Below are 21,371 nucleotides of genomic sequence, written 5' to 3' on the forward strand. Positions count from 1 at the left end.
TTTTTTTGTTTCGCAATAAGCAGTTACCCTGCTGCGCGTTCATCCGGCTTGAAACCAATTGCCTCGGATGCGGTGAAACGCCCACCCTTGATTTTCTCGATTTTACCCGCGCGCAGCAATTGCCCGAAAGAGCGCAGACCGTCTTCGCGACTAAATTCACCGCAATCGACCTGGCGCACGCGTGTCATCAGTTGCGGGCGGGAAAACTGCTCATGCCCTTCCACAAACGAAAGATAGGCAGCAGCAGCTTCGAGAAGCTCGGGCAGCTTGGTTGCGCCCATCTCTTCGGCAAAATCTGCAAAGCCTGTGTCCTCATCCATATCAAAATCGTCATCGAAGGCCGCGGCAACACGCCGTGGTGTGACGGGTGCGTTATTGCCCGCCCCATCGATGTCAATGCGCTGTTCGGCCACGAGTTTCAGCGGTGTCGGGCGGGCTTCTGCCGGACGCTCTGTACGGTTGCCGGAAGCGACAGGGCGGCGCGGTTTAACCACCTCTGCAAGGTCGCTGCGATAGGCCTTTGTGGTCTCTTCCTCGGTTGGTTCCTCGCGCATGGTCTTGTCGGCAAAACGTGCCGCAACCGCCGCGCGAAGATGCGCAAATGCGCTGCGCCGTGTGGCGCCTTCCGGCTCTTCCATTTGGCTGTCCGCTTCGGCCATCAGACGTGACACGTCTTCGCTCGCATCCGCATCGATGGCAGGCAGGCTCGGGCGGGTGGCTTGGGCATCTGTGTCATCAGAACCCGCTTCGGCGGCAACCGCGTCCAATTCACGCTGAAGCTCTGCTTCGTCTTCATCGGACAATTCCGGCGCGTCGGAGCCGTCAAATTCTTCGAGCTCACCGGAGTCCAGAGCAGCCTCCAGTTCCGCGCGATCCACTTTCATCACACGGCCCTGAACGGGGGCTACGGGCAGGTCGTCATCCTCTTCCTGGGCTGCAATGGCCTCTTCGACTTCGGCAGTCGGCTCTTCATGGTCGTCCGCATCGGGATGATCATGTTCAAGATGATCGTCGTCGTCAAAAAGGTTCTCGCCCGCTTCGTCCGCGATCACATCATCATCGTCTGCACCGATCAGAGTGTCTTCTTCCTCAAGCGCGTCACTTTGCGCATCGCCAGCCTCAAGACGGCTCAGGATGCCAGAAAGCTCGTCCTCCGCCTCATTCTGTGGCTCTTCCGCTTCGGCAGCGATCTGGTCATCCGCGTCGAGCGCGCTTTCGATGTCCTCCGCGGCGTCCGTCAGCGTGGTGTCTTCATCATGCACGCTGTCTGATGCTTCTGTCTCAAACGCTGCGTCGAGGATGTCGCTGGCGTGCTGATCCTCCGCTTCAACGATGTCTTCTTCGTAATCAACGTCCTCGGCTTCGTCGTCGTGCTGCGAGACCACTTCGCGAATGCGTTGCAGCTTGGCCGCAATACTATCGCTCGCGTCAGCGGTAGCGGTGGGCGGTGCGACGAATTCGGGTTCAGCAACAAAACTGTCGAAGGGCTCAATGGCCTCTGCTTCCATTTCCACGTCGTCTTCGATGTCGTCGATGGAAGGGCTATCGGCAAAAAAGGCCTCCGCGCTCAAAGCGACGTCCTGTGCCACAATCTCTTCGGCAAAATCCTCTTGCACCGTGGCGTCTGTGACAGCTTCACCGTCTTCGAACGCGGGCGTGACCGCTTCAACCGGTGCCGCCTCATCGGCGTCGGAGGCTGATGCATCGACTGCGGGTTCGGTTTCCTCAACCGCCGTTTCAGCAGGCTCTTCTTCTGCGATGTCTTCGATGATCGGGGTTTCGGGCGAAATTTCGGCAGCAGGTGCCTCTTCCGCCACAAAGGCGGTTTCGCGCTCCGCAACCGGCTCCGGTGTTGTTGCCTCATTGGAAACGATATCTTCAGCGGCTTCCGCCTCCGGAACCGCGGCGACAGCAGCTGTCGTTACCGCTGCAGCTTTGGGAGGTTCGACGGCTTCGACAACCTCATCATGTGCCTTAAGCATGATACGGCCGTCATGTTCACGCGCTTCAACACGCCGCGCAACCTCGCGTTCGGCAATCCGAGCGAGCATCTCTGCATCGGGTTGTGGCGGTTCTGCGCCAAAATACCTGTCATCTGCAGCCAGATCGCGGAAATACTCCGCAATCGCTTTCATTGTGTCGAAAGAATCGTCAAATCCTTCGAGCGTGCAAGAAAATGTCCCGTAGGAGACTGTCAAAATCTTGTTGTTATTCATCATCGGATGCTCGTCCTCTGCGTGATCTCAACAAACTGTTTACCATACGGCAAAAGTCCAAACCGGTGCGAATCTGTGCTTTTTACCGTATCATTTCGTGGCGAGATTGTGTTCTGTTTCCAAAAAGGACATTAAACTTCGGTGAATAATAAAATTGTAGACGAATTTGAGGCAGTCACTTTGGTGGGTGGGGGCGCGGTTGGGCCCGAGGATTTGCAGGCGGCTCTGGCCCTGGCGCCGGTCTGCGTGGCGGCAGATAGCGGGGCGGATGTTGTACTGCGGGCGGGTATCGAACTGACGGCAGTCATTGGTGATATGGATTCCATCTCACCCGAGGCGCAAGCGCAAATTCCCACCGCGCGGTTCCACAAGATCCCCGAACAGATGAGCACGGATTTTGACAAGGCCTTGCGCAATATCAGCGCGCCGGTTGTTTTGGCCGTTGGATTTTGCGGTCGGCGGATCGATCATCAACTGGGTGTGTTGCACACACTTGTCATGCGCCCCGATGTGGCGTGTCTCTTGCTGGGGGATGAAGATGTCATTTTTCTCTGCCCGCCGACGATAGAAATTCCCATGGCCCCGGGCACACGCGTGTCGTTATTCCCGATGGGAGAGGTGCGCGGGGTTTCGCGGGGGTTGGAGTGGCCGATTGAGGGCCTCACGTTTTCACCCACCGGCACCTCGGGGACGTCAAACCGGGCGACGGGCGATCTGCGCCTGGAAGTTGATGCGCCCTTGATGCTCTGTATCCTGCCGCGCCGGTTTCTGGCGGCGGTTACGGAACGGCTTGCTGCGCTGCCAGATCACGCGCGGTGGCCCGCTCGCGCAGCACCACATAGAGACCCGCAGCCATCGTGATCAGAATGCCGGTGGCGGCCAGCGGATTCGGCCAGTCGCCAAAGACCAGAAAGCCGATGATGGTCGCGAAGGGGATTTCCAGATATTGCATCGGCGCCAGCGTCGCTGAGGGCGCATAGCGCAGCGACCAGGTCATCAGCAGGTGCGCGACCGTGCCCAGGAGCCCGATGCTGATCAAAAGCGTCCACTCGAAGTTACTGACCTGGATCAGGTGCAACTGCGCCAGGCTGCTGCCCTGAAATATCAGCAGCACCGGCAGCATGACGCCAACCGCCATGACACCGCTGACCGCTTGCAGCCCGATGGGGTCGGTTTCCTTGGCAATCTGGCGTGTGACCAGCATGAACAGGGCGAAATTGACCGCCACCCCCAGTGGCAGCAAGGCGGGCCAGCCGACCTGCGTGAAGCTGGGTTGCACCACCAAGAGTGTTCCGATGAAACCCACCAAACAGGCGATCATGCGTCGCGGACCAACCTCTTCTTTCAAGGCGTATCTGCCCAGCAGCAACATGATGAAGGGCATGACAAAGGCAATGGCAACGGCATCAGCCAGCGGCAGGAACTTCAGCGCGGTGACCATTGCGCCGATCCCGAGGATATGAAGCAATGTGCGTATGAAGGTCAGGGCCAGGATGCGGCCGCGCATTTTCCACATGCGCCCGGTCGCCCAGACAAGTGGGATCAGAACAAGCGCCTGCACCGCAAATCGCACGAGCACCAACTGACCAATGGGGACGGTCTGCCCCAATATCTTTGCCACGGCATCGCCCACGGGAGCAAGAATGCAGAAGCCGAGCATCAGGGTGATGCCGAGGAGGGGACGATCTAGGGCCATTGGCGGAGGCTAGAACCGGAACTCAATCATTGCAAGAAGAGCACGGCGTTTAACACAACTTTTAGCAGTTTGGCACATTTACCGCCAACCCGCCCAGCGATGTCTCCTTATATTTCTCTGACATATCCACCCCGGTCTGACGCATTGTCTCGATACAGGCGTCCAGCGGGACAAGATGCGTACCATCTCCGCGCAGGGCAAGAGAGGCGGCTGAGACGGCTTTGATTGCGCCCAACCCGTTGCGTTCGATGCAGGGCACTTGCACCAACCCCTTCACGGGGTCACAGGTCATCCCGAGGTGGTGTTCCAGGGCGATCTCGGCGGCGTTTTCGACCTGCTGTGGCGTGCCCCCCAGCACAGCGCATAGCCCTGCCGCGGCCATCGCTGCTGCCGAGCCAACTTCGGCCTGGCAGCCTGCCTCGGCCCCGGAGATTGAGGCGTTGTATTTGACCAGCCCGCCGATGGCCGCGGCGGTCAACAGAAAGTCCTCGATATGCGCCTCTGATGCGCCGGGCACATGATCGAGATAGTAGCGCAGGGTTGCCGGCAACACGCCGGCCGCGCCATTGGTTGGGGCCGTGACCACCTGACCACCGGCGGCGTTTTCCTCGTTCACCGCCATCGCGTAGACGCTCATCCAGTCGTTGATGGTGTGGGGCGCGGTGAGGTTCATGCCGCGCTCCTCCAGCAGCTTTTCGTGGATCCCCTTGGCGCGCCGTTTCACAGACAGCCCGCCGGGCAGTTCGCCTTCGCTGGAAAGACCGCGATTGATGCAATCGTTCATCACCTGCCAGAGCCGTTTGGTGCCGGAGCGCAGGTTATCCACACCACCCCGCGCCGATTCATTGGAACGTTTCATTTCCGCAATTGTGCGGCCCGAGGCCTCGGACATCTCCAGCATTTGTGCTGCTGTTTTGAAAGGGAAGGGGATCGGTGCACCCTCTTCAACGTCCTTGCCTTCGGCCAGTTCTGCCTCGGTCATGACAAAACCACCACCGATGGAATAATAGGTTTCGCGCAGCGTCACGTCGCCCTGCGCATCCGTGGCCATCAGCATCATGCCATTGGCGTGCCCGCTCAGAATGGTATCGAAATCGAAGATAAGATCTTGCGCGGGATCAAAAGACAACTCCGGCAGGCCGTCGGGGTGGATCACTCCCTCCGCCTTGATCCGCGCAAGCGCTGCGTCCGCTTTATCGGCGTCGTAGGTGTCGGGCACAAACCCGGCGAGCCCAAGGATGGTCGCGCGGTCGGTGGCATGACCGACGCCGGTGAAGGCCAGCGAGCCATGCAGGGAGGCGCGCAGCCCGTGAAACACAAAGGGCGAGGCGCGCATTTTGTCCAGAAAGCGTGCCGCAGCCACCATCGGCCCCATCGTGTGTGATGAGGACGGACCGATCCCTACCTTGAACATATCGAAGACAGACAGAAACATCTAAAGAGCACTTCCTTCGGGCGGGGTTGGCGCTTGCGGCGCGGTGAAAGGATATGGTCCAAGACCCTCCGCATCCTGGGCCGCGATGACCGACGCGCGGGTCTCAAGCGCACTTGCCATGCGATGTAGAGCAGGAAAGCGGTGCAGGTCAAACCAGCTGGTATCGGTGTTATGGGGATAAAGCCTGATCCAGCGCAGCATCGGTGCGGTGTAGAGGTCGAGAATCGAGGGTGTTTCACGGTGACGCCAATGCGCGTCCAATAGGGCGAAATGCTCCAGGATACTTGCGCGTGCGGCGGTTTGAAGCTGCCGTTGATCTGTTTCGGAAGCCCCGATGTAGGCGGAGGGATAAAACAGCATCCGCAGGGCGGGGTGCACCGTGTTGGAGACGTAAAACAGCCATTTCAGGCAGTCGCCGCGCTCAGGAGCATCGGGCGCAGGGGCCAAGCCGCCGTGTTTGTCTGCCAACCACAGAAGTATGGCTGCAGTTTCAAAAAGCGCGCCATGTTCTGTCTCCAGCACCGGGATTTTGCCGCCGGGGTTCAATGCCAGATAGGCCGGTGTGCGCTGTCCCTGCGCGCGGCGGTCCACCAGCTGCGTTGTATACGGCGCGCCAATCTCTTCCAGCGCCAAGCGGATCACCAGCGAGGCGTTGTCAGGGGCGTAATGGAGCATGTAGGCAGCGTTCTTCATGCCCCAGATCTATTCCGATTCCACCTTTGGCGCGGTGCAGGAAACGACGTTTTTCAAAGCGATTTGCACATGGCACATCGCCCTGAGGCCAATTGTCCGCAAACCAGACACAAGTTGCTCAAAATCACCCCTCGCAACCGGTGCACATGTTTTCTATAAGGCTGACATCTCTCGCCAAGGATTCCGCGCATGCCTTCTGAACTCTCTCCCATCGACAAAGCCAAGTTCGTCTCCGCCAAACGCGCAGCGCAGCTGGTGGAAACGGGGATGCGCGTTGGATTGGGGACCGGATCAACCGCCGCCTGGCTGGTGCGCTGTCTTGGTGAGATGGTGCGTGATGACGGGTTGCGGATCAAAGGGGTGCCCACCTCCACCCGCACGGCGGAGCTTGCGCGGGATGTCGGCATCGAGGTGATCTCGCTTGATGAGGCTAAGTGGCTCGATATCACCATTGACGGTGCCGATGAATTCGACGGTCAGCTGAACCTGATCAAAGGGGGCGGCGGCGCGCTGCTGCAGGAAAAGATCGTGGCGACGGCCTCTGATCAAATGGTTGTGATTGCCGACGTGGGCAAGGAGGTCGAAACGCTCGGTGCTTTCCCCCTGCCGATCGAGGTTATCCCTTTCGGGTGGCAGACAACCCAGGCGCTGGTTGAGGAAACGCTGGTGTCCATGGATGTGCTGGGCCGTGAAAGCAGCCTGCGCATGAATGGCGCGGTCCCCTTCGTGACAGACGAGGGCAATCACATCATTGACCTGCATCTCAAGCGTATCGGCAATGCGCGGCAGCTTTCCTTGGTGCTTAACCAGATGCCGGGTGTGGTCGAGAATGGCCTGTTCATCGATATCTGTGATCGGGTGATCATCGGCTTCGGCGACGGCAAGGTGGAAGTGCGCGACATCAACGAAGGCACGGTCGAAAAGGGGCAGCTGGATTTCGTTGAATCAGATAACCTTTTTGCCGATCTGTCCGACTGAGTGCCGCTCAAGGGCCTGCCAAAAACACCGAGACCTTGTGGTAATGACCTGCCGCACACTTATATAGACCCCTCAAAGACCCGAAAGACTTGGAAAGGCCCGCGCGATGAGCGATTTTGACTATGATCTCTTTGTCATCGGAGGCGGGTCGGGCGGTGTGCGCGCCGCGCGTGTGGCCGCTGGCGAGGCGGGCGCAAAGGTGGCGCTGGCCGAAGACGACCGCTATGGCGGCACCTGCGTCATCCGGGGCTGCGTGCCCAAAAAGCTGATGGTGTTTGCCAGCGAATACGCGGGCGTTGTCGAAGACGCGCAATCCTACGGCTGGGATCTGAAACAAAGGCCGTTTGACTGGCCCGCGTTCCGCAAACGGCTGAATGACGAGTTAGACAGGCTGGAACAGGTCTATCGCAATTTGCTCAAAGGCTCCGGGGTCGACACCTTCGATGCGCGGGCGTCGGTGGCCGGGCCGCATGAGGTCAAGCTTTCGACCGGCGAGACGAAGACGGCCAAACATATCCTGGTGGCCACCGGCGGGCATCCGGTGCGACCTGATACGCCTAACGCGCATCTTGGGATTGTGTCAGATGATATTTTCCATCTGAAGGCTTTGCCTAAATCCCTGCTGATTGTCGGTGGCGGTTACATTGCCTGTGAATTCGCGGGCATCATGAACGGCCTTGGGGTCGAGGTGACCCAATATTATCGCGGTGCACAGATTCTCCGGGGATTTGATGAGGAGGCCCGCGGCCTGGTTGCCGAATCCATGCGCGAGCGCGGCATCGATTTGCGGGTCGGCACGAATATACTGGAGATGGCGCCGGCGAGTGAAGACCATTTGATGAGCTCGGCGGGCACTGCGTCCGACGCGGCGATGGGCGCGGATGTGAAGCAGCGCGAGGAGATGCAGACCACTGCCAAAGCCACCGATGGGCCGATCTGGGTCAAATCGACCAATGGCGGCGAGCGTGTCTTTGACATGGTGCTCTTTGCTACCGGACGTGATCCGAACTCACGCGACATGGGACTGGAGGACGTGGGCGTGAAACTCGGCCGTCGCGGGCAGATCGAGGTCGATGAATACAGCCAGACCGCGGTGCCCTCGATCTACGCGATCGGCGATGTCACCGACCGTGTGAACCTTACCCCTGTGGCGATCCGCGAAGGCATGGCTTTTGTCGAGACCGTGTTCAAGGGCAACCCGACGCCGGTGGATCACGAGCTGATCCCCTCTGCGATCTTTACCCAACCGGAGATGGGCACCGTTGGCCTCAGCGAGGAAGACGCGCGGGAGCTGGAGCCGATTGAGGTCTATTGCACCTCGTTCCGCCCGATGCAGACGGCCTTTGCCGGGCGCCCGGACCGGGTCCTGATGAAGCTGGTGGTTTCCAAGGAAACGCGTAAGGTCCTGGGCTGTCACATCGTCGCACCGGGCGCAGGTGAAATGATTCAGCTGGCGGGCGTTGCAATCAAGATGGGCGCGACAAAAGAGGATTTCGACCGGACGGTGGCGGTGCACCCGACCATGTCCGAAGAGATTGTAACGATGCGCACCCCGATGCGTACTGCTTGAATTCCGCGCAACCTTGCGTACCTATGGCATGATTTAATCGCACATGAGCGCGATTTAGGAGGGAAAGAGACTGAATGGCTGGCAATAATGGCGGCCCCTGGGGGGGCGGCGGCGGAAATTCCGATGACGACAGACCCGGCGGCGGAAACCGCGGGAACAATGGCGGAGGCCCACGTGGGCCAGGTGGCGACGGGCCCCAGATTCCGGAAATCGATGAGCTGGTCAAAAAAGGTCAGGAACGTCTTCGCGTTCTGATGGGCGGCAAAGGTGGCGGCGCGGGCAACGGCAGTGGTCGTGGCGGCAACGGCGGGCCGGCGTTTACCCGCGGGACCATTGGTCTTGGCGTTTTGGGTGCTGTGATCCTCTGGGGCATGGCGAGTTTCTACACCGTGGCGCCGGAAGAGCAGTCGGTTGAGTTGTTCCTGGGCGAATATTACGCGACCGGCGATCCCGGTCTGAACTTCGCGCCCTGGCCGCTGGTCACCGCCGAGGTTCTGCCTGTGACACGCGAGCAAACCGAAGACATCGGATCGCGCGTGGACAGCGGGCTGATGCTGACCACGGATGAAAACATCATCGACATCGATTTCCAGGTGGTTTGGAACATCAGCGACCCGGCGAAATATCTCTTCAACCTCGCCGAGGCGCAGGAGACGATCCGCGCCGTTTCTGAATCCGCCATGCGCGAGGTGATCGCGCGCAATCAGCTGGCGCCAATCCTCAACCGGGACCGTGGGATCATCGCCGACGAGGCGCAGCAGCTGATCCAGGGCACGCTCGACGCCTATGACAGCGGCGTGAATATCGTGCGGCTCAACCTCGACAAGGCGGATCCGCCGCGCGAGGTGATCGACAGCTTCCGCGAAGTTCAGGCGGCGGAGCAGGAGCGTGACCGTCTGGAACGTCAGGCGGATGCTTATGCCAACCGGGTGACAGCGGGCGCACGTGGTGAAGCCGCAAGTCAGCTGGAACAGGCCGAGGCCTATCGCGCCCAGCAGGTCAACGAAGCGCAGGGTGAGGCGGCACGTTTCACCTCCGTTCTGGAAGAATATGCCAAGGCGCCTGAAGTGACCCGCAAGCGGCTTTATCTTGAGACGATGGAGCGGGTGTTTGGCGATGTCGACAAGATCATTCTCGAAAGTGATCTGGGCGGCGGAAACGGTGGGCAGGGCGTTGTGCCCTATCTGCCTTTGAATGAATTGCGTCGCGGCGCTGTTGCTGGAGGAAACAACTGATGCGTGCTGGCAATTTTCTGATCCCTATTGCTGTGATCGCCGTGGTGGGCGTTCTCGGTTCGGTTTTCATCGTTGATGAGCGTGAAAAGGCGCTGGTGCTGCAGTTCGGCCAGATCAAATCCGTGAAGGAAAACCCCGGTCTGGCGTTCAAGATCCCGCTGATCCAGGAGGTCGTCCGCTATGACGACCGGATCCTGTCGCTGGATACGGATGTGACCGAGGTCACGCCCTCCGATGATCGCCGGCTCGTCGTGGATGCATTTGCGCGCTACCGTATTTCGGATGTGACACAGTTCCGTCAGGCGGTTGGTGTGGGCGGTATGCGCACCGCCGAGGACCGGTTGGAGGGTATTCTGAACCCGACCATCCGGGCCGTGCTGGGTTCGGACGGTGTGACCTCGAACACGATCCTGTCGGCGGATCGCGCCGGATTGATGGCACGGATCACTGAACAGGCGCGCCTGCGGGCGTTGCCGCTTGGTCTGGAAGTGGTTGACGTGCGTCTGAAGCAGACCAACCTGCCGGAGCAGAACCTGGACGCGACCTTTGCGCGGATGCGGGCGGAGCGGGAACGCGAAGCGGCGGACGAGATCGCGCGTGGTGAGGAAGCTGCCCAGCGGGTGCGCGCCCTTGCCGACCGTACCGTGGTCGAGCTGACGTCGGATGCAACGCGAGAAGCGGACATCATTCGCGGTCAGGCGGATGCGGAACGCAACGCGATCTTTGCTCAAGCCTTTGGCGAGGACCCGGAATTCTTTGAGTTCTACCGGTCGCTGACCGCCTATGAGCGTTCGCTGAAGGGCAGCAATTCGACGATGGTTCTGTCGCCGGACAGCGAGTTCTTCAACTACCTGCGCAGCGATCAGGGCGCGCGGTCCGATGAGGGCGAGCGGTGAGCACGCTTCTGCTTGCTCTCGGGCTGGTGATGATTGTGGAGGGGCTGGCCTATGCGCTGGCCCCTTCGCTTATTGAACGGATGCTGGAGGCCCTGCGCGCGATGCCCGAGGCCGCCGTTCGGCAGATCGGATTGTTGATCGTGGTCAGCGGCCTGATCCTTGTCTGGCTGGCCTGGCAGCTTGGCGCCACCTTCGGCTGACTGTTGCGCAACGCCTTAAAAATAGAGCGCCATCTTCACAGTTTGGTAACACACTGTTGAAACTGTGCCAGCGTGATACATCTTTGATGTTGCACCAAGGTCACCCTAAATGCACTCTGTGAGCAATCACACCGAGCAAAGACCAATGTGGCCCCAAGGCCAAGAAACAAGTATTTTCAGGAGACGACGCATGCAGCCCAAGGCAGTAACTACGTCCATCATCAGTCCCATCACCGTCCAGATGCGCCTGTTGCTCTTGGCGGTTCTGACACTGGCTTTCATGCTTGTGCAACCGCTGAGCGCGGTCGCACAGCAATCCAGTCTGGCACCGTTGGCAGAGAAAATCAGCCCCTCCGTGGTGAACATCACCACCTCCACTGTGGTAGCTGGTCGCACCGGTCCGCAGGGGATCGCGCCGGAAGGATCCCCCTTTGAGGATTTCTTCCGTGAATTCCAGGACCGTAACAATGGCGATGGCAACCGACCACGACGGTCCTCGGCCCTGGGGTCAGGGTTTGTAATTTCCGAGGATGGCTATGTTGTGACCAACAACCATGTCATCGAAGGTGCCGATGAAATCATGATCGAATTCTATCCCGGCGACGGCGAGTTGATGAAAGCCGAAGTGATCGGGACCGACCCCAACACCGATATCGCGCTGTTGAAGGTCGAAGCGGATGGCCCGCTGCCATTTGTCTCCTTCGGGGACAGCGATATCGCCCGCGTTGGCGACTGGGTGGTGGCCATGGGCAACCCGTTGGGACAGGGCTTTTCTGTCAGTGCGGGCATTGTCTCAGCGCGCAATCGGGCGTTGAGCGGCACCTATGACGATTACATTCAAACCGATGCCGCGATCAACCGAGGTAACTCCGGTGGGCCGCTCTTTAACATGGACGGCGAGGTGATCGGCGTAAATACGGCAATCCTGTCACCCAACGGTGGATCGATCGGGATTGGCTTTTCGATGGCCTCCAATGTTGTCACGCGCGTCGTGGACCAATTGAAAGAATTCGGCGAAACCCGCCGCGGCTGGCTTGGCGTGCGCATTCAGGACGTCACCGAAGATGTGGCTGAAGCGATGGGTCTGGCGTCCGCATCCGGTGCGCTGGTGACAGACGTGCCCGAAGGGCCGGCAAAAGAGGCCGGTATGGAAGCCGGTGATGTGATCATGAGCTTTGCTGGCAACGAAGTGGCGGATACGCGCGGTCTGGTGCGGACGGTCGGCAACAGCCCCGTCGGCGAAACGGTCCGCGTGGTTGTCATGCGTGACGGCAAGTCGGTGACACTCAGAGTGACGCTGGGCCGTCGCGAAGAAGCCGAAGGCGCCGTTCCGGCCGTTGCGACTGCCCCTGATGAAGATCAGGACCCCGTTACCAAAGATCTGCTTGGGCTGACCCTGACGTCGTTGACGGATGAGTTGCGCCAGGAGCTGGGAACGGATGCGGGTGCGCAGGGGCTCGCGGTTACCGCTGTTGATGAAACCTCGGAGGCCTTTGAGAAAGGTCTGCGCGCCGGTGATATCATCACCGAAGCCGGGCAGCAGAAAGTGACAAGCATTTCCGATCTGGAAAAACGTGTGGAAGCCGCAGAAGAAGCCGGGCGCAAGTCGCTGCTGCTTTTGGTCCGACGGGCAGGCGATCCGCGGTTCGTGGCGCTGTCGCTGGCTGAATAGCCTCAAGCAAATATGAGATCGGGGCGCCCTGGTGGCGCCCTTTTCGTGTCAGGACCTGCGCACAGCGATAAGCCCGAGGCGTTCGGCGGCTTCGATTGTCAGCTCGAATCCGGGCAGATCCTGGGCTGTTTGATACCCCGCGATGGCATCCCGCGTTGCGGTGTCGAGCTGACCCGTCGGGGCGCCCTGGTAATACCCGCGCACAGAGAGCGCACGCTGGAGTGTTGTTACGAAGTCCGGCGTCAGCACGTCCGCGCATACGATCTGGTACCAGTTTTCCTGTCTGGGCTGCAGAATGCGCTGGCGATTTTCCTTCTTGTATTGAGCAGGCTTGCGGATGATCCCGTCGTCGCTGATGTCCGCAGGCGCGATCAGGATACGTTCGCTGACCGTTTCGATGATTGCCGGTGTCTCTGTCTTATCCCAGCAGGTCCCCGGCGCCGCGTCCGGTGGGCTTGTCCGGGTGCCGGCGGGGGATTGGTTTGCTGGTGATGACGCCGACAAAACCGGTGTTTCGGGGGTGCAGGCGGTCAGCAGCGCGGTGGCGAGAACGGTATATGCCGCATTTCTGAGAGGGATTTTGCGTGCCTGTGTCATGGCCCAATGCCTCTTGGGTCTTTCGTTGCAGGTTTTCTATCGCTTTTGCCCCGAGGTGCCTAGGGGGTATGGGTCCCCCCTTCGAAACCAACAGCGCATCCGGCGCGCGGCAGATGTCCTCGATGGTTTCGGCCAGCGCGTGGGAACAAAGATAAAACAAACATGCATTGTCGCACCTCTGGTCGTTCGGGGTCGCAAAAGAGGCTGGCGCGTCCTATATCGCCCCGGTAGACAGGCTGAAACAGATCAGAAGGGAACGACAGACGTGGCCAAGATCACCTATATCGAACACGGCGGCACGGAACATGTGGTGGACGTCGCCAACGGCCTCACCGTGATGGAAGGCGCGCGGGACAATAACATCCCCGGGATTGAAGCGGATTGCGGTGGTGCCTGTGCCTGCTCGACTTGCCACGTCTATGTGGATCCCGCCTGGGCTGACAAGCTGCCTGCCAAGGAAGACATGGAAGAGGACATGCTGGATTTTGCCTATGAGCCTGATCCGGCCCGCTCGCGTCTGACCTGTCAGCTTAAGGTGACCGATGCCCTGGACGGTCTGGTCGTGCAAATGCCGGAAAAACAAATCTGATGTGGGCCAAGGCGCGGCGTCTGTTGTCGCGCTGTCTGCACCGTGTCGCGCGCCGCGCGCTGCTGGCGTTGTGCGTGTTGCCAGGGTCTTTGGCGGCGACAGAAGCGATCATCTCGGCCCGCTATGAGGATCCTACGACACGCTACGCACATGGTGTGCTTGGCGATGCTGTTGAACATGCGGCCCTTGTGATCGGGCTGTCGGATGGCACATTTCGGCGATTTGTCCTTCCGGAAGATCTTGTCTTTGAAGATACCGCCCCACGTGTCGGTGATCTGGATTTCGATGGGGTGCCGGAAGTCATTGTGGTCGAAAGCAGCCAGACGCGCGGTGCCCGCCTGGCGATTTACGATGCTCGGGGGCGCATCACGGCAACAGAGTTCATCGGGACGCGTTTTCGCTGGCTGGCACCTGTGGGTGCCGCGGATCTGGATGGTGATGGCCATACGGAAATCGCATTTATCGACCGGCCCCATCTGGCCAAGACTCTGCGTCTCTTTCGCTATCGCGATCAGAAACTTGAAGCGATAGTTAGCCTTGATGGGCTGACAAACCACAGGATTGGCGAAACAGACATTGCTGGCGGCATACGCACCTGCAACGGTTTGCCGGAAATGCTGGTGGCCTCTGCAGACTGGTCTCAGATGATCAGTGTGACGCTGGAGAGCACGCTGGTGGCCCGTCCGATCGGGACGGATACCAGCCGTGCCGCTTTTGCCCGGGCGCTGGACTGCGCGCCTTAGTCTCCTGACAACGCACGCCAACCGATGTCACGTCGGCAAAACCCGTCGGGCCAATCGATATCGTCCACCATTGCATAGGCCTCGTCCCGTGCGTCTGACAGCGTTTGCGCGCGCGCGGTGACGGCCAGAACGCGCCCGCCCTGCGCAATATACTGCCCTGACGCCCGGCCCGTGCCAGCATGGAAGACCATGTGACTGCTGTCTTCGGGCAGGTGTTCCAGGCCCCCGATGACGGAGCCCTTTTCATAGGCGCCGGGATAGCCTTTGGCGGCCAGAACGACCGTCAAGGCGTGGTCCGCGGCCCAATTGACCTGGGTATCTGCCAAGCGCCCTTCGGCGCAGGCCTGGAGCAAATCCAGCACTTGCGCGCCCAGTCGCATCATCAACACCTGGCATTCCGGATCGCCGAACCGCACGTTGTATTCTACCAGCCGGGGCACGCCGTTTTCGATCATCAACCCGACAAAAAGGACCCCTTGATAGGGTGTGCCCTGCCGGGCCATCTCGGCCATGGTGGGTTTCACGATTTGGTCCAGCGCGGCTTGGACGACATCATCGGTCATCACCGGGGCCGGGGAATATGCGCCCATACCGCCGGTGTTCGGCCCAGTGTCGCCCTCGCCCACCCGTTTATGATCCTGCGCCGTGCCGATGGGCAGCACATCCTCGCCATCGCAGAGCACAAAAAACGAGGCTTCCTCGCCCTGCATGAATTCTTCGATCACCACCTCGGTACCCGCATCGCCGAAAGCGCCGGAGAACATCTCATCCACCGCGGTTTCAGCATCCGCAACCGTCTCAGCGATGATCACGCCTTTGCCCGCGGCCAGACCATCGGCCTTGATGACAATCGGCGCGCCCTGCGCTTGCACATAGGCCTTGGCCGAGGCTGCGTCACTGAAATGCCCGTAAGCCGCCGTGGGCGCACCCGCAGCATCGCAAATCTGCTTGGTGAAGGCCTTGGATGCCTCCAGCCGTGCCGCCGCACCGCTTGGGCCGAAGACCAGAAAACCCGCCGCGCGCAACCGGTCCGAGACGCCCGCTGCGAGCGGTGCCTCTGGCCCGACGATTACGAAATCAATGGCGTTTTCCTCGGCAAACACGGTGACCGCACCGCCGTCTTCGATATTCAGCGCCGCACATTCCGCAATCTCCCCAATGCCCGCATTGCCGGGGGCCACGATCAGCCGGTCACATTTGGGGTTCTGCATCACCGCCCAGGCCAGGCTGTGTTCGCGCCCGCCGCTGCCAAGGATAAGAATGTTCATGGGCGCGCTCCTGATCTGCTTGGCCTCGGGTTCCGCGCGTTCTAAGCTGCGCGCACCGGCGATACAACACCAGAGGTTTCATGGATCTGATCGACGCTCCTGAAGATGGGCTCAACAGCCCTGAATTCACCGTGACCGAACTGTCGGGCGCGATCAAACGTGTGATCGAAGGCGAGTTCGGGCATGTGCGGATCAAGGGTGAGATCGGGCGCGTGTCCCGCCCCCGGTCCGGTCACATTTATCTCGACCTCAAGGATGATCGCGCGGTGATTTCGGGCGTCATCTGGAAAGGGGTTGCGGCCCGTCTGCAGACTCAGCCCGAAGAGGGGATGGAGGTTGTTGCAACCGGCCGCGTGACAACCTTTGGCGGGCAGTCGAAGTATCAGATCGTCATCGAAGATATCAAACCCGCGGGCATGGGCGCGCTGATGGCGCTGCTGGAAAAACGCAAGAAGATGCTGGAGGCGGAGGGGCTCTTTGACCCCGCGCGGAAACGTCCGCTGCCCTATTTGCCTGAGGTGATCGGCGTTGTGACCTCGCCCTCGGGTGCGGTGATCCGCGACATTTTGCACCGCTTGCGGGATCGTTTTCCCCGCAAGGTGCTGATTTGGCCGGTGGCGGTTCAGGGCGAAAAATGCGCGCCCGAAGTGACCTGCGCGATTGAAGGCTTCAATGCGATGACCCCCGGTGGCGCGTTGCCCCGGCCCGATCTGCTGATTGTCGCGCGCGGGGGCGGGTCGGTTGAAGACCTTTGGGGGTTCAATGAGGAAAGCGTCGCACGTGCGGCAGCGGCCTCTGACATCCCGCTGATTTCCGCGGTGGGGCATGAGACGGATACAACGCTGATCGATTATGTGTCCGATAAGCGCGCGCCGACGCCAACGGCGGCAGCGGAGCTTGCGGTGCCTGTGCGTCACGAGCTGATGGCCTGGCTCGACGGGCAGGATGCCCGGATGCGGCAGGCGTTGAGCCAGGGTCTTACACAGCGGGGGCAGCGGTTGCGGGATGTGGCGCGGGCGCTGCCACGGGCGGAGACGCTGTTGGACACCCCCCGTCAGCGCTTGGATATGGTCAGTGCCCGTCTGGGTCCGGCGCTGATTGCAGGCGTGCAAAAACGCAAGGTGCGGCTGGCGGATATGAGCGGCAGCCTGCGGCCTGCGACGCTGCGCCGATCGTTGGCGGTCGAAGAACGCCGCCTGCGCGAGATATCGGCCCGCCTGGCCCCGGCGCTGATCCGACGCGTTTCAGCCAAACAAGAACAATTGACCGCCTGCGCGCGGCGCTTTCGACCGGCGGCATTGGCCCAGGATCATGCGCGCAAAGCCAAGGATTTTGCTGCCGCCGCCCAACGCCTGTCCGATGTTGGTCAGCGCAATATCGGGATGTGGCGGGGGCAGGTTGACGCGATGGAACGGCTCAGACGCACGCTGGGGTATGAGGCGACGCTGGAACGGGGGTTTGCCGTTGTGCGCAGCGACGGCGCGGTGGTGACAGACAGCAAGACGGCAAAGGCGGCGACCTCTTTGGAAATCCAGTTCGCGGATGGTCGCGTCAGCCTGGGCGGAAAACCCGGCGCGCGCAAAGAGGCGCGCAAAACCCCTGAGCAGGGATCGCTGTTCTAGCGCGCTTCGGACTTAGCTGGAAACATGGTGTGTCGCCTAACACGCTGAAATCGTTGGTTTCAGGCAGCGTTACGCGACGCGAGTTCACGGTGAAATGCTTTGAGGCATTTGGTCAAACGCCGATTTCAGGACCCAGACAGATCATTTCCTGGCCCAGATCATCCGCCTCGTAAAGGTCGGTTGTGCCGGGGGAATTCTGAAAACGCGCCACCAGCCCGGAGCCCTCTTTCCGGAAGGTCCAGCATTGCGGGTCAGGATTGTCGTCATAGACAAAACAGATGTGACCGGCGTCTTCGTACCATTCGCCTTCCTTGCACTGACCATCCAGAAACGACCAGCGGACGCGACGATTGTCCATGTAAACCTCAGCGCCATACGAAGCCCCGTTCTGGCCGTAGAACAGGGTTTTACCGCGTGTGTAGCTGTCGAATTCTTCGGCACTCATGGTGCCTTCGGCGACAGCAGGAGACATCGCAAGGCAAAGGCCGATCAGGCACGCGCCGGTGAATTTGGAGACTGAAAACATACAATAACTCTTACAGGTTTGACGTTTTGGGAACAGGGGCAGGGGTGGCGTTGCGTATGACGTTGCCGTGATATGCCGCATCAACTGGCTGATATTCGCGCACGCGCGGGTCCATCACTTTTCGCCACCAGGGCGGGATCAGGGCGATGGCCCCCATCACCGGCACCGAACGCGGTAAGGTGGGCATGACCTCCGCATCATGGCGCAGGTCGGGAAAGGGGCGCGCGGGGTTCATGTGGTGGTCGGAATGCAGGGGCGCGTTCAGCATCAGCGCGGCGGAATAGGCGTGCGGCGCATTCCAGCTGTGGTGCGGCCCCATTGGCTCTGTCCGTCCGTTTTCATCCGTCTGTCGTCGCAACCCGTAGTGCTGCAGATAATCCGACAGCATCAGTTGCATTTGCGCGTGTGCGCTCAGCCCCAAAAGCACCAGAAGCCCCGCAAAACCGCTCAGCAGATAGGCGGCCCCCAGGCTCAAAAGCGCCCCGGAGATGTAGATCGCATAGGGGTGCAGCCCGGAGGCATGTGTCTGTCTGCGCTTGTTTTCTGCCAAAAGCCCCTCGCGAAACTCACGCACGACCACGCGTGAGAAAAAGCGCCAGAACCCCTGGCCGATGGGCGCGGAATTGGGGTCGCGCGCGGTGCCGGCATGCACATGATGCACAAGCATATGAGCCGATACATGCTGCCCGTTCAGCAGCGAACAATAGATGGCCGTGCCAAGGGCGCGCAGGGACCTGTTGTTGCGATGGATCAGCTCATGCGCGCAGGCATTTGAGACCTGTCCAAGGTATAACCCAATGCCTAGAAAAAGCGCCGCCTTTTCCGCCAGATCCAGACCTGCGTTCAGACCGATGGCCCAGACACCTGCAGTCAGAACTGCGAAATGGGAGAGACCGACAAGGCGCGGCAACCAATAGCCTTGCCGCGGGGTACTGGCAGCCGCGAGACCGGATTTGTCTGCAATCAGGACAAGCGCGGTGATGCCAAGCAGGCCCAGATAGACATAGATACCCCCGGCGTAGGCGCCGATACCCAGCAAAATCGCTGGCCCAAGGCTCGCAAGGGCGAAGGTTGATGAAGATGCGCGCGCAGTCATATTAGGAAACTGTTTACCGTGTTGCAGGCGCTGCTCCAAGCGCCGCAATTTGTCTCAGTTAACGTCAGAAGTTTCTGATCAGACACAGAGTGTCGCTTCTGGTCCTACTTGGCGTGTGGTTTGGCCGTATCCTGCGCGAAACCGGGCTGATACGGTCCGTGCAACCGAATGAAAACTAAGGCAGGAGCGATCCGCTCCGGCACGGAGACCCGAATATGGCATTGGATACGTCAGATAAATCCCCGCGCAAGGGGGTGTGGAAGTCAGGCAAAGGCAAAGGTCGTCGCCATACCAAGGGCCGCCAGTTGCAAGATGACGCCTGGGAGGCGGTCAAGACGCTGCTGGGCGATGCGCCGCGCCGCGCCGATTTGCTGATCGAGCATTTGCACAAGATCCAGGATCACTTTGGCCATTTGTCCGCGGCCCATTTGCGCGCCCTGGCCGAAGAAATGCGTATGTCGATGGCAGAGGTCTATGAGGTTGCAACCTTCTATGCGCATTTCGATGTGGTCAAAGAGGGGGAAACACCGCCGCCTGCACTGACCATTCGGATCTGCGATTCGCTGTCGTGTGAATTGGCGGGCGCACAGGCGTTGAAAGCCGCGCTTGAGGAGGGGCTCGACCCGGCGCAGGTCCGCGTTCTGCGCGCGCCCTGCATGGGCCGGTGTGATACGGCGCCGGTGCTGGAGCTGGGTCATGCGCACATCGATCATGCGACGCCCCAGAAGGTAGAGGCGGCAATTGCCGCGGGGGATACCCATGCGCATATCCCCGCGTATCAGGATTTTGCAGCCTATGAGGCCGAAGGCGGTTATGCGGCGCTAAAAGAGCTGCGCGCGCAGGGCGATTGGGAAGCGGTCCAGGACAAGGTGCTCGCCTCCGGTCTGCGCGGTCTGGGTGGGGCGGGCTTCCCGTCCGGCAAGAAATGGGGCTTTGTCCGCGCGAATGAAGGCCCGCGCTATCTGGCCGTCAACGGCGACGAGGGCGAGCCAGGGACCTTCAAGGACCGCTATTATCTGGAACGGGTGCCGCATCTATTCCTCGAAGGCATGCTGATCGCAGCCTGGGCTGTTGAGGCGGAAACGGCCTTCATCTACATGCGGGACGAATACCCCGCCGTGCTGGAAATTCTGGCGCGTGAAATCAACGCGTTGGAAGAAGCCGGGATCGTGGAGCCGGGCTATATCGATCTGCGCCGTGGCGCGGGTGCCTATATCTGCGGTGAAGAATCCGCGATGATCGAAAGCATTGAGGGAAAGCGCGGCATGCCACGGCACCGCCCGCCCTTTGTGGCGCAGGTGGGCGTTTTTGGTCAGCCCACGCTGGTTCATAACGTCGAGACATTGCATTGGGTGGCTCGTATTTGCCGTGAGGGGCCGGAGGTGTTGTCCTCCACCGAAAAGAATGGCCGCAAGGGCCTGCGCAGCTATTCGGTCTCGGGCCGCGTTGCGGCACCGGGCGTCTATCTCTTGCCCGCCGGATCAACGATTACCGACATCGTCGAGGCAGCGGGTGGCATGGCGGAGGGTCATCAATTCAAGGCCTATCAGCCGGGTGGGCCGTCCTCGGGCCTCTTGCCCGCCTCGATCAATGACGTGCCGCTGGATTTCGATACATTGCAACCCCTGGGTTCATTCATCGGATCGGCTGCGGTTGTGGTTTTGTCAGATCAGGATTCCGCACGGACCGCCGCCCTCAACATGCTGCGGTTCTTTGAGGATGAAAGCTGCGGGCAATGCACGCCCTGCCGGGTGGGCTGCGAAAAGGCCGTGAAGCTGATGCAGCAGGACACGTGGGACCAGGGCCTGCTTGAGGAATTGAGCACAGCCATGGTCGATGCATCGATTTGCGGGCTGGGGCAGGCGGCGCCGAACCCGATCCGTCTGGTCATGAAGCACTTCCCCGACGAGATCTGACACCGCGTATCAATCCGGGTGCGGCCCTTTCCCTTCTGACAAAATCCCCTTAGATGGGGATCACGTGAGAAGTGGGGCCGTGCATGGCATTTTTCAAAAAACTCAAAGACCGTCTGTTCAAATCCTCGTCCAAGATCGATGAGGGGCTTGAGGCAATTGTCGAGGATGGTGGGGTTGAGGAGGCCGTTGTCCCCGCTGCGGTTGAAGAGGCGGCGGAAACGATTGCAGAGACCGCTGATCTGGCGCCTGAAGCGATCGTGCCTGAAGCTGCGCGCGAACGCGCCGTTGAGGTAGCGGATACGATTGTTGTTGACGCGGACCCCGAACCCGAGGTTGTTTCGCCAGAGCCAGAGCCAGAGCCAGAGCCAGAGCCAGAGCCAGAGCCAGAGCCAGAGCCAGAGCCAGAGCCAGAGCCAGAGCCAG

At 60.4% G+C, this 21,371-nt stretch carries 19 protein-coding genes and 1 pseudogene; 12 read left to right on the plus strand and 8 right to left on the minus strand.

The window, feature by feature from the left end; all coding sequences use genetic code 11:
* Positions 1–23: 23 nt before the first annotated feature.
* Complete coding sequence (locus Q1A20_RS09110) at positions 24–2,219, minus strand: hypothetical protein (protein WP_299916778.1); 2,196 nt, start codon at positions 2,217–2,219, stop codon at positions 24–26.
* Between the two features lie 138 nt (positions 2,220–2,357).
* Between Q1A20_RS09110 and Q1A20_RS09115 the strand changes: the two genes are divergently transcribed.
* The gene (locus tag Q1A20_RS09115; RefSeq protein WP_299403108.1) at positions 2,358–3,077 is read left to right on the plus strand and encodes a thiamine diphosphokinase; all 720 of its coding nucleotides are present in this window, start codon (positions 2,358–2,360) and stop codon (positions 3,075–3,077) included.
* Here the strand turns inward: Q1A20_RS09115 and Q1A20_RS09120 are convergent.
* The 3 genes from Q1A20_RS09120 to Q1A20_RS09130 form a co-directional block, all read right to left on the minus strand.
* On the minus strand, positions 2,995–3,912 hold the full coding sequence (locus Q1A20_RS09120; protein WP_299403111.1) for a DMT family transporter: 918 nt from the start codon (positions 3,910–3,912) through the stop codon (positions 2,995–2,997). The two genes, Q1A20_RS09115 and Q1A20_RS09120, sit on opposite strands and share 83 nt — an antisense overlap.
* Before the next feature lie 61 nt (positions 3,913–3,973).
* Positions 3,974–5,347 (minus strand): L-serine ammonia-lyase, encoded by a 1,374-nt coding sequence (locus Q1A20_RS09125; RefSeq protein WP_299403114.1) that lies wholly within the window; start codon positions 5,345–5,347, stop codon positions 3,974–3,976.
* Positions 5,348–6,040: a glutathione S-transferase family protein gene (locus Q1A20_RS09130; RefSeq protein ID WP_299916779.1), complete on the minus strand. Its 693-nt coding sequence runs from the start codon at positions 6,038–6,040 to the stop codon at positions 5,348–5,350.
* 189 nt (positions 6,041–6,229) lie between these two features.
* Here Q1A20_RS09130 and rpiA point away from each other — a divergent pair, with 189 nt between their 5' ends.
* The 6 genes from rpiA (at position 6,230) to Q1A20_RS09160 (ending at position 12,591) form a co-directional block, all read left to right on the plus strand.
* A complete protein-coding gene (gene rpiA, locus Q1A20_RS09135) occupies positions 6,230–7,018 on the plus strand; it encodes a ribose-5-phosphate isomerase RpiA (RefSeq protein WP_298973514.1) in 789 nt (262 codons plus the stop codon).
* Between the two features lie 106 nt (positions 7,019–7,124).
* Entirely contained in the window at positions 7,125–8,588 is a 1,464-nt protein-coding gene (locus Q1A20_RS09140; protein ID WP_299916780.1) for an FAD-dependent oxidoreductase, read from the plus strand.
* 74 nt (positions 8,589–8,662) lie between these two features.
* Positions 8,663–9,823 (plus strand): FtsH protease activity modulator HflK, encoded by a 1,161-nt coding sequence (gene hflK, locus Q1A20_RS09145; RefSeq protein WP_298973511.1) that lies wholly within the window; start codon positions 8,663–8,665, stop codon positions 9,821–9,823.
* Entirely contained in the window at positions 9,823–10,719 is an 897-nt protein-coding gene (gene hflC, locus Q1A20_RS09150; RefSeq protein ID WP_298973508.1) for a protease modulator HflC, read from the plus strand. The genes hflK and hflC overlap by 1 nt, the downstream gene beginning before the upstream one ends.
* The gene (locus Q1A20_RS09155) at positions 10,716–10,919 is read left to right on the plus strand and encodes a DUF2065 domain-containing protein (RefSeq protein WP_298973507.1); all 204 of its coding nucleotides are present in this window, start codon (positions 10,716–10,718) and stop codon (positions 10,917–10,919) included. The genes hflC and Q1A20_RS09155 overlap by 4 nt, the downstream gene beginning before the upstream one ends.
* Before the next feature lie 190 nt (positions 10,920–11,109).
* Entirely contained in the window at positions 11,110–12,591 is a 1,482-nt protein-coding gene (locus tag Q1A20_RS09160; RefSeq protein WP_299403123.1) for a Do family serine endopeptidase, read from the plus strand.
* A 48-nt stretch (positions 12,592–12,639) separates the two neighbouring features.
* Here the strand turns inward: Q1A20_RS09160 and Q1A20_RS09165 are convergent, their stop codons facing one another.
* Positions 12,640–13,188: a peptidoglycan-binding domain-containing protein gene (locus Q1A20_RS09165; protein ID WP_299403126.1), complete on the minus strand. Its 549-nt coding sequence runs from the start codon at positions 13,186–13,188 to the stop codon at positions 12,640–12,642.
* A 265-nt stretch (positions 13,189–13,453) separates the two neighbouring features.
* Between Q1A20_RS09165 and Q1A20_RS09170 the strand changes: the two genes are divergently transcribed.
* A complete protein-coding gene (locus Q1A20_RS09170) occupies positions 13,454–13,777 on the plus strand; it encodes a 2Fe-2S iron-sulfur cluster-binding protein (RefSeq protein WP_298973502.1) in 324 nt (107 codons plus the stop codon).
* On the plus strand, positions 13,777–14,520 hold the full coding sequence (locus Q1A20_RS09175) for a VCBS repeat-containing protein (protein WP_299403129.1): 744 nt from the start codon (positions 13,777–13,779) through the stop codon (positions 14,518–14,520). The genes Q1A20_RS09170 and Q1A20_RS09175 overlap by 1 nt, the downstream gene beginning before the upstream one ends.
* Here Q1A20_RS09175 and purD read toward each other — a convergent pair.
* Positions 14,517–15,788: a phosphoribosylamine--glycine ligase gene (gene purD / locus Q1A20_RS09180; RefSeq protein WP_299916781.1), complete on the minus strand. Its 1,272-nt coding sequence runs from the start codon at positions 15,786–15,788 to the stop codon at positions 14,517–14,519. The two genes, Q1A20_RS09175 and purD, sit on opposite strands and share 4 nt — an antisense overlap.
* 80 nt (positions 15,789–15,868) lie before the next feature.
* Between purD and xseA the strand changes: the two genes are divergently transcribed.
* A complete protein-coding gene (gene xseA / locus Q1A20_RS09185; RefSeq protein ID WP_299916782.1) occupies positions 15,869–17,410 on the plus strand; it encodes an exodeoxyribonuclease VII large subunit in 1,542 nt (513 codons plus the stop codon).
* 112 nt (positions 17,411–17,522) lie between these two features.
* Here xseA and Q1A20_RS09190 read toward each other — a convergent pair whose 3' ends face one another.
* Positions 17,523–17,855 (minus strand): hypothetical protein, encoded by a 333-nt coding sequence (locus tag Q1A20_RS09190; protein ID WP_299403260.1) that lies wholly within the window; start codon positions 17,853–17,855, stop codon positions 17,523–17,525.
* A gap of 91 nt (positions 17,856–17,946) precedes the next feature.
* Positions 17,947–19,032, minus strand: a complete 1,086-nt coding sequence (locus Q1A20_RS09195) for an alkane 1-monooxygenase (protein WP_299916783.1) — start codon at positions 19,030–19,032, stop codon at positions 17,947–17,949.
* Positions 19,033–19,247: 215 nt separating this feature from the next.
* Between Q1A20_RS09195 and Q1A20_RS09200 the strand changes: the two genes are divergently transcribed.
* Together Q1A20_RS09200 and Q1A20_RS09205 are read left to right on the plus strand one after the other, a co-directional pair.
* Positions 19,248–20,948, plus strand: a complete 1,701-nt coding sequence (locus Q1A20_RS09200) for an NAD(P)H-dependent oxidoreductase subunit E (RefSeq protein WP_299403140.1) — start codon at positions 19,248–19,250, stop codon at positions 20,946–20,948.
* Between the two features lie 83 nt (positions 20,949–21,031).
* Positions 21,032–21,371, plus strand: a pseudogene (locus tag Q1A20_RS09205) (signal recognition particle-docking protein FtsY); the annotation flags it as partial.

Origin of the sequence: uncultured Roseobacter sp. (assembly GCF_947501835.1) — a bacterium.
GTDB lineage: Bacteria > Pseudomonadota > Alphaproteobacteria > Rhodobacterales > Rhodobacteraceae > Roseobacter.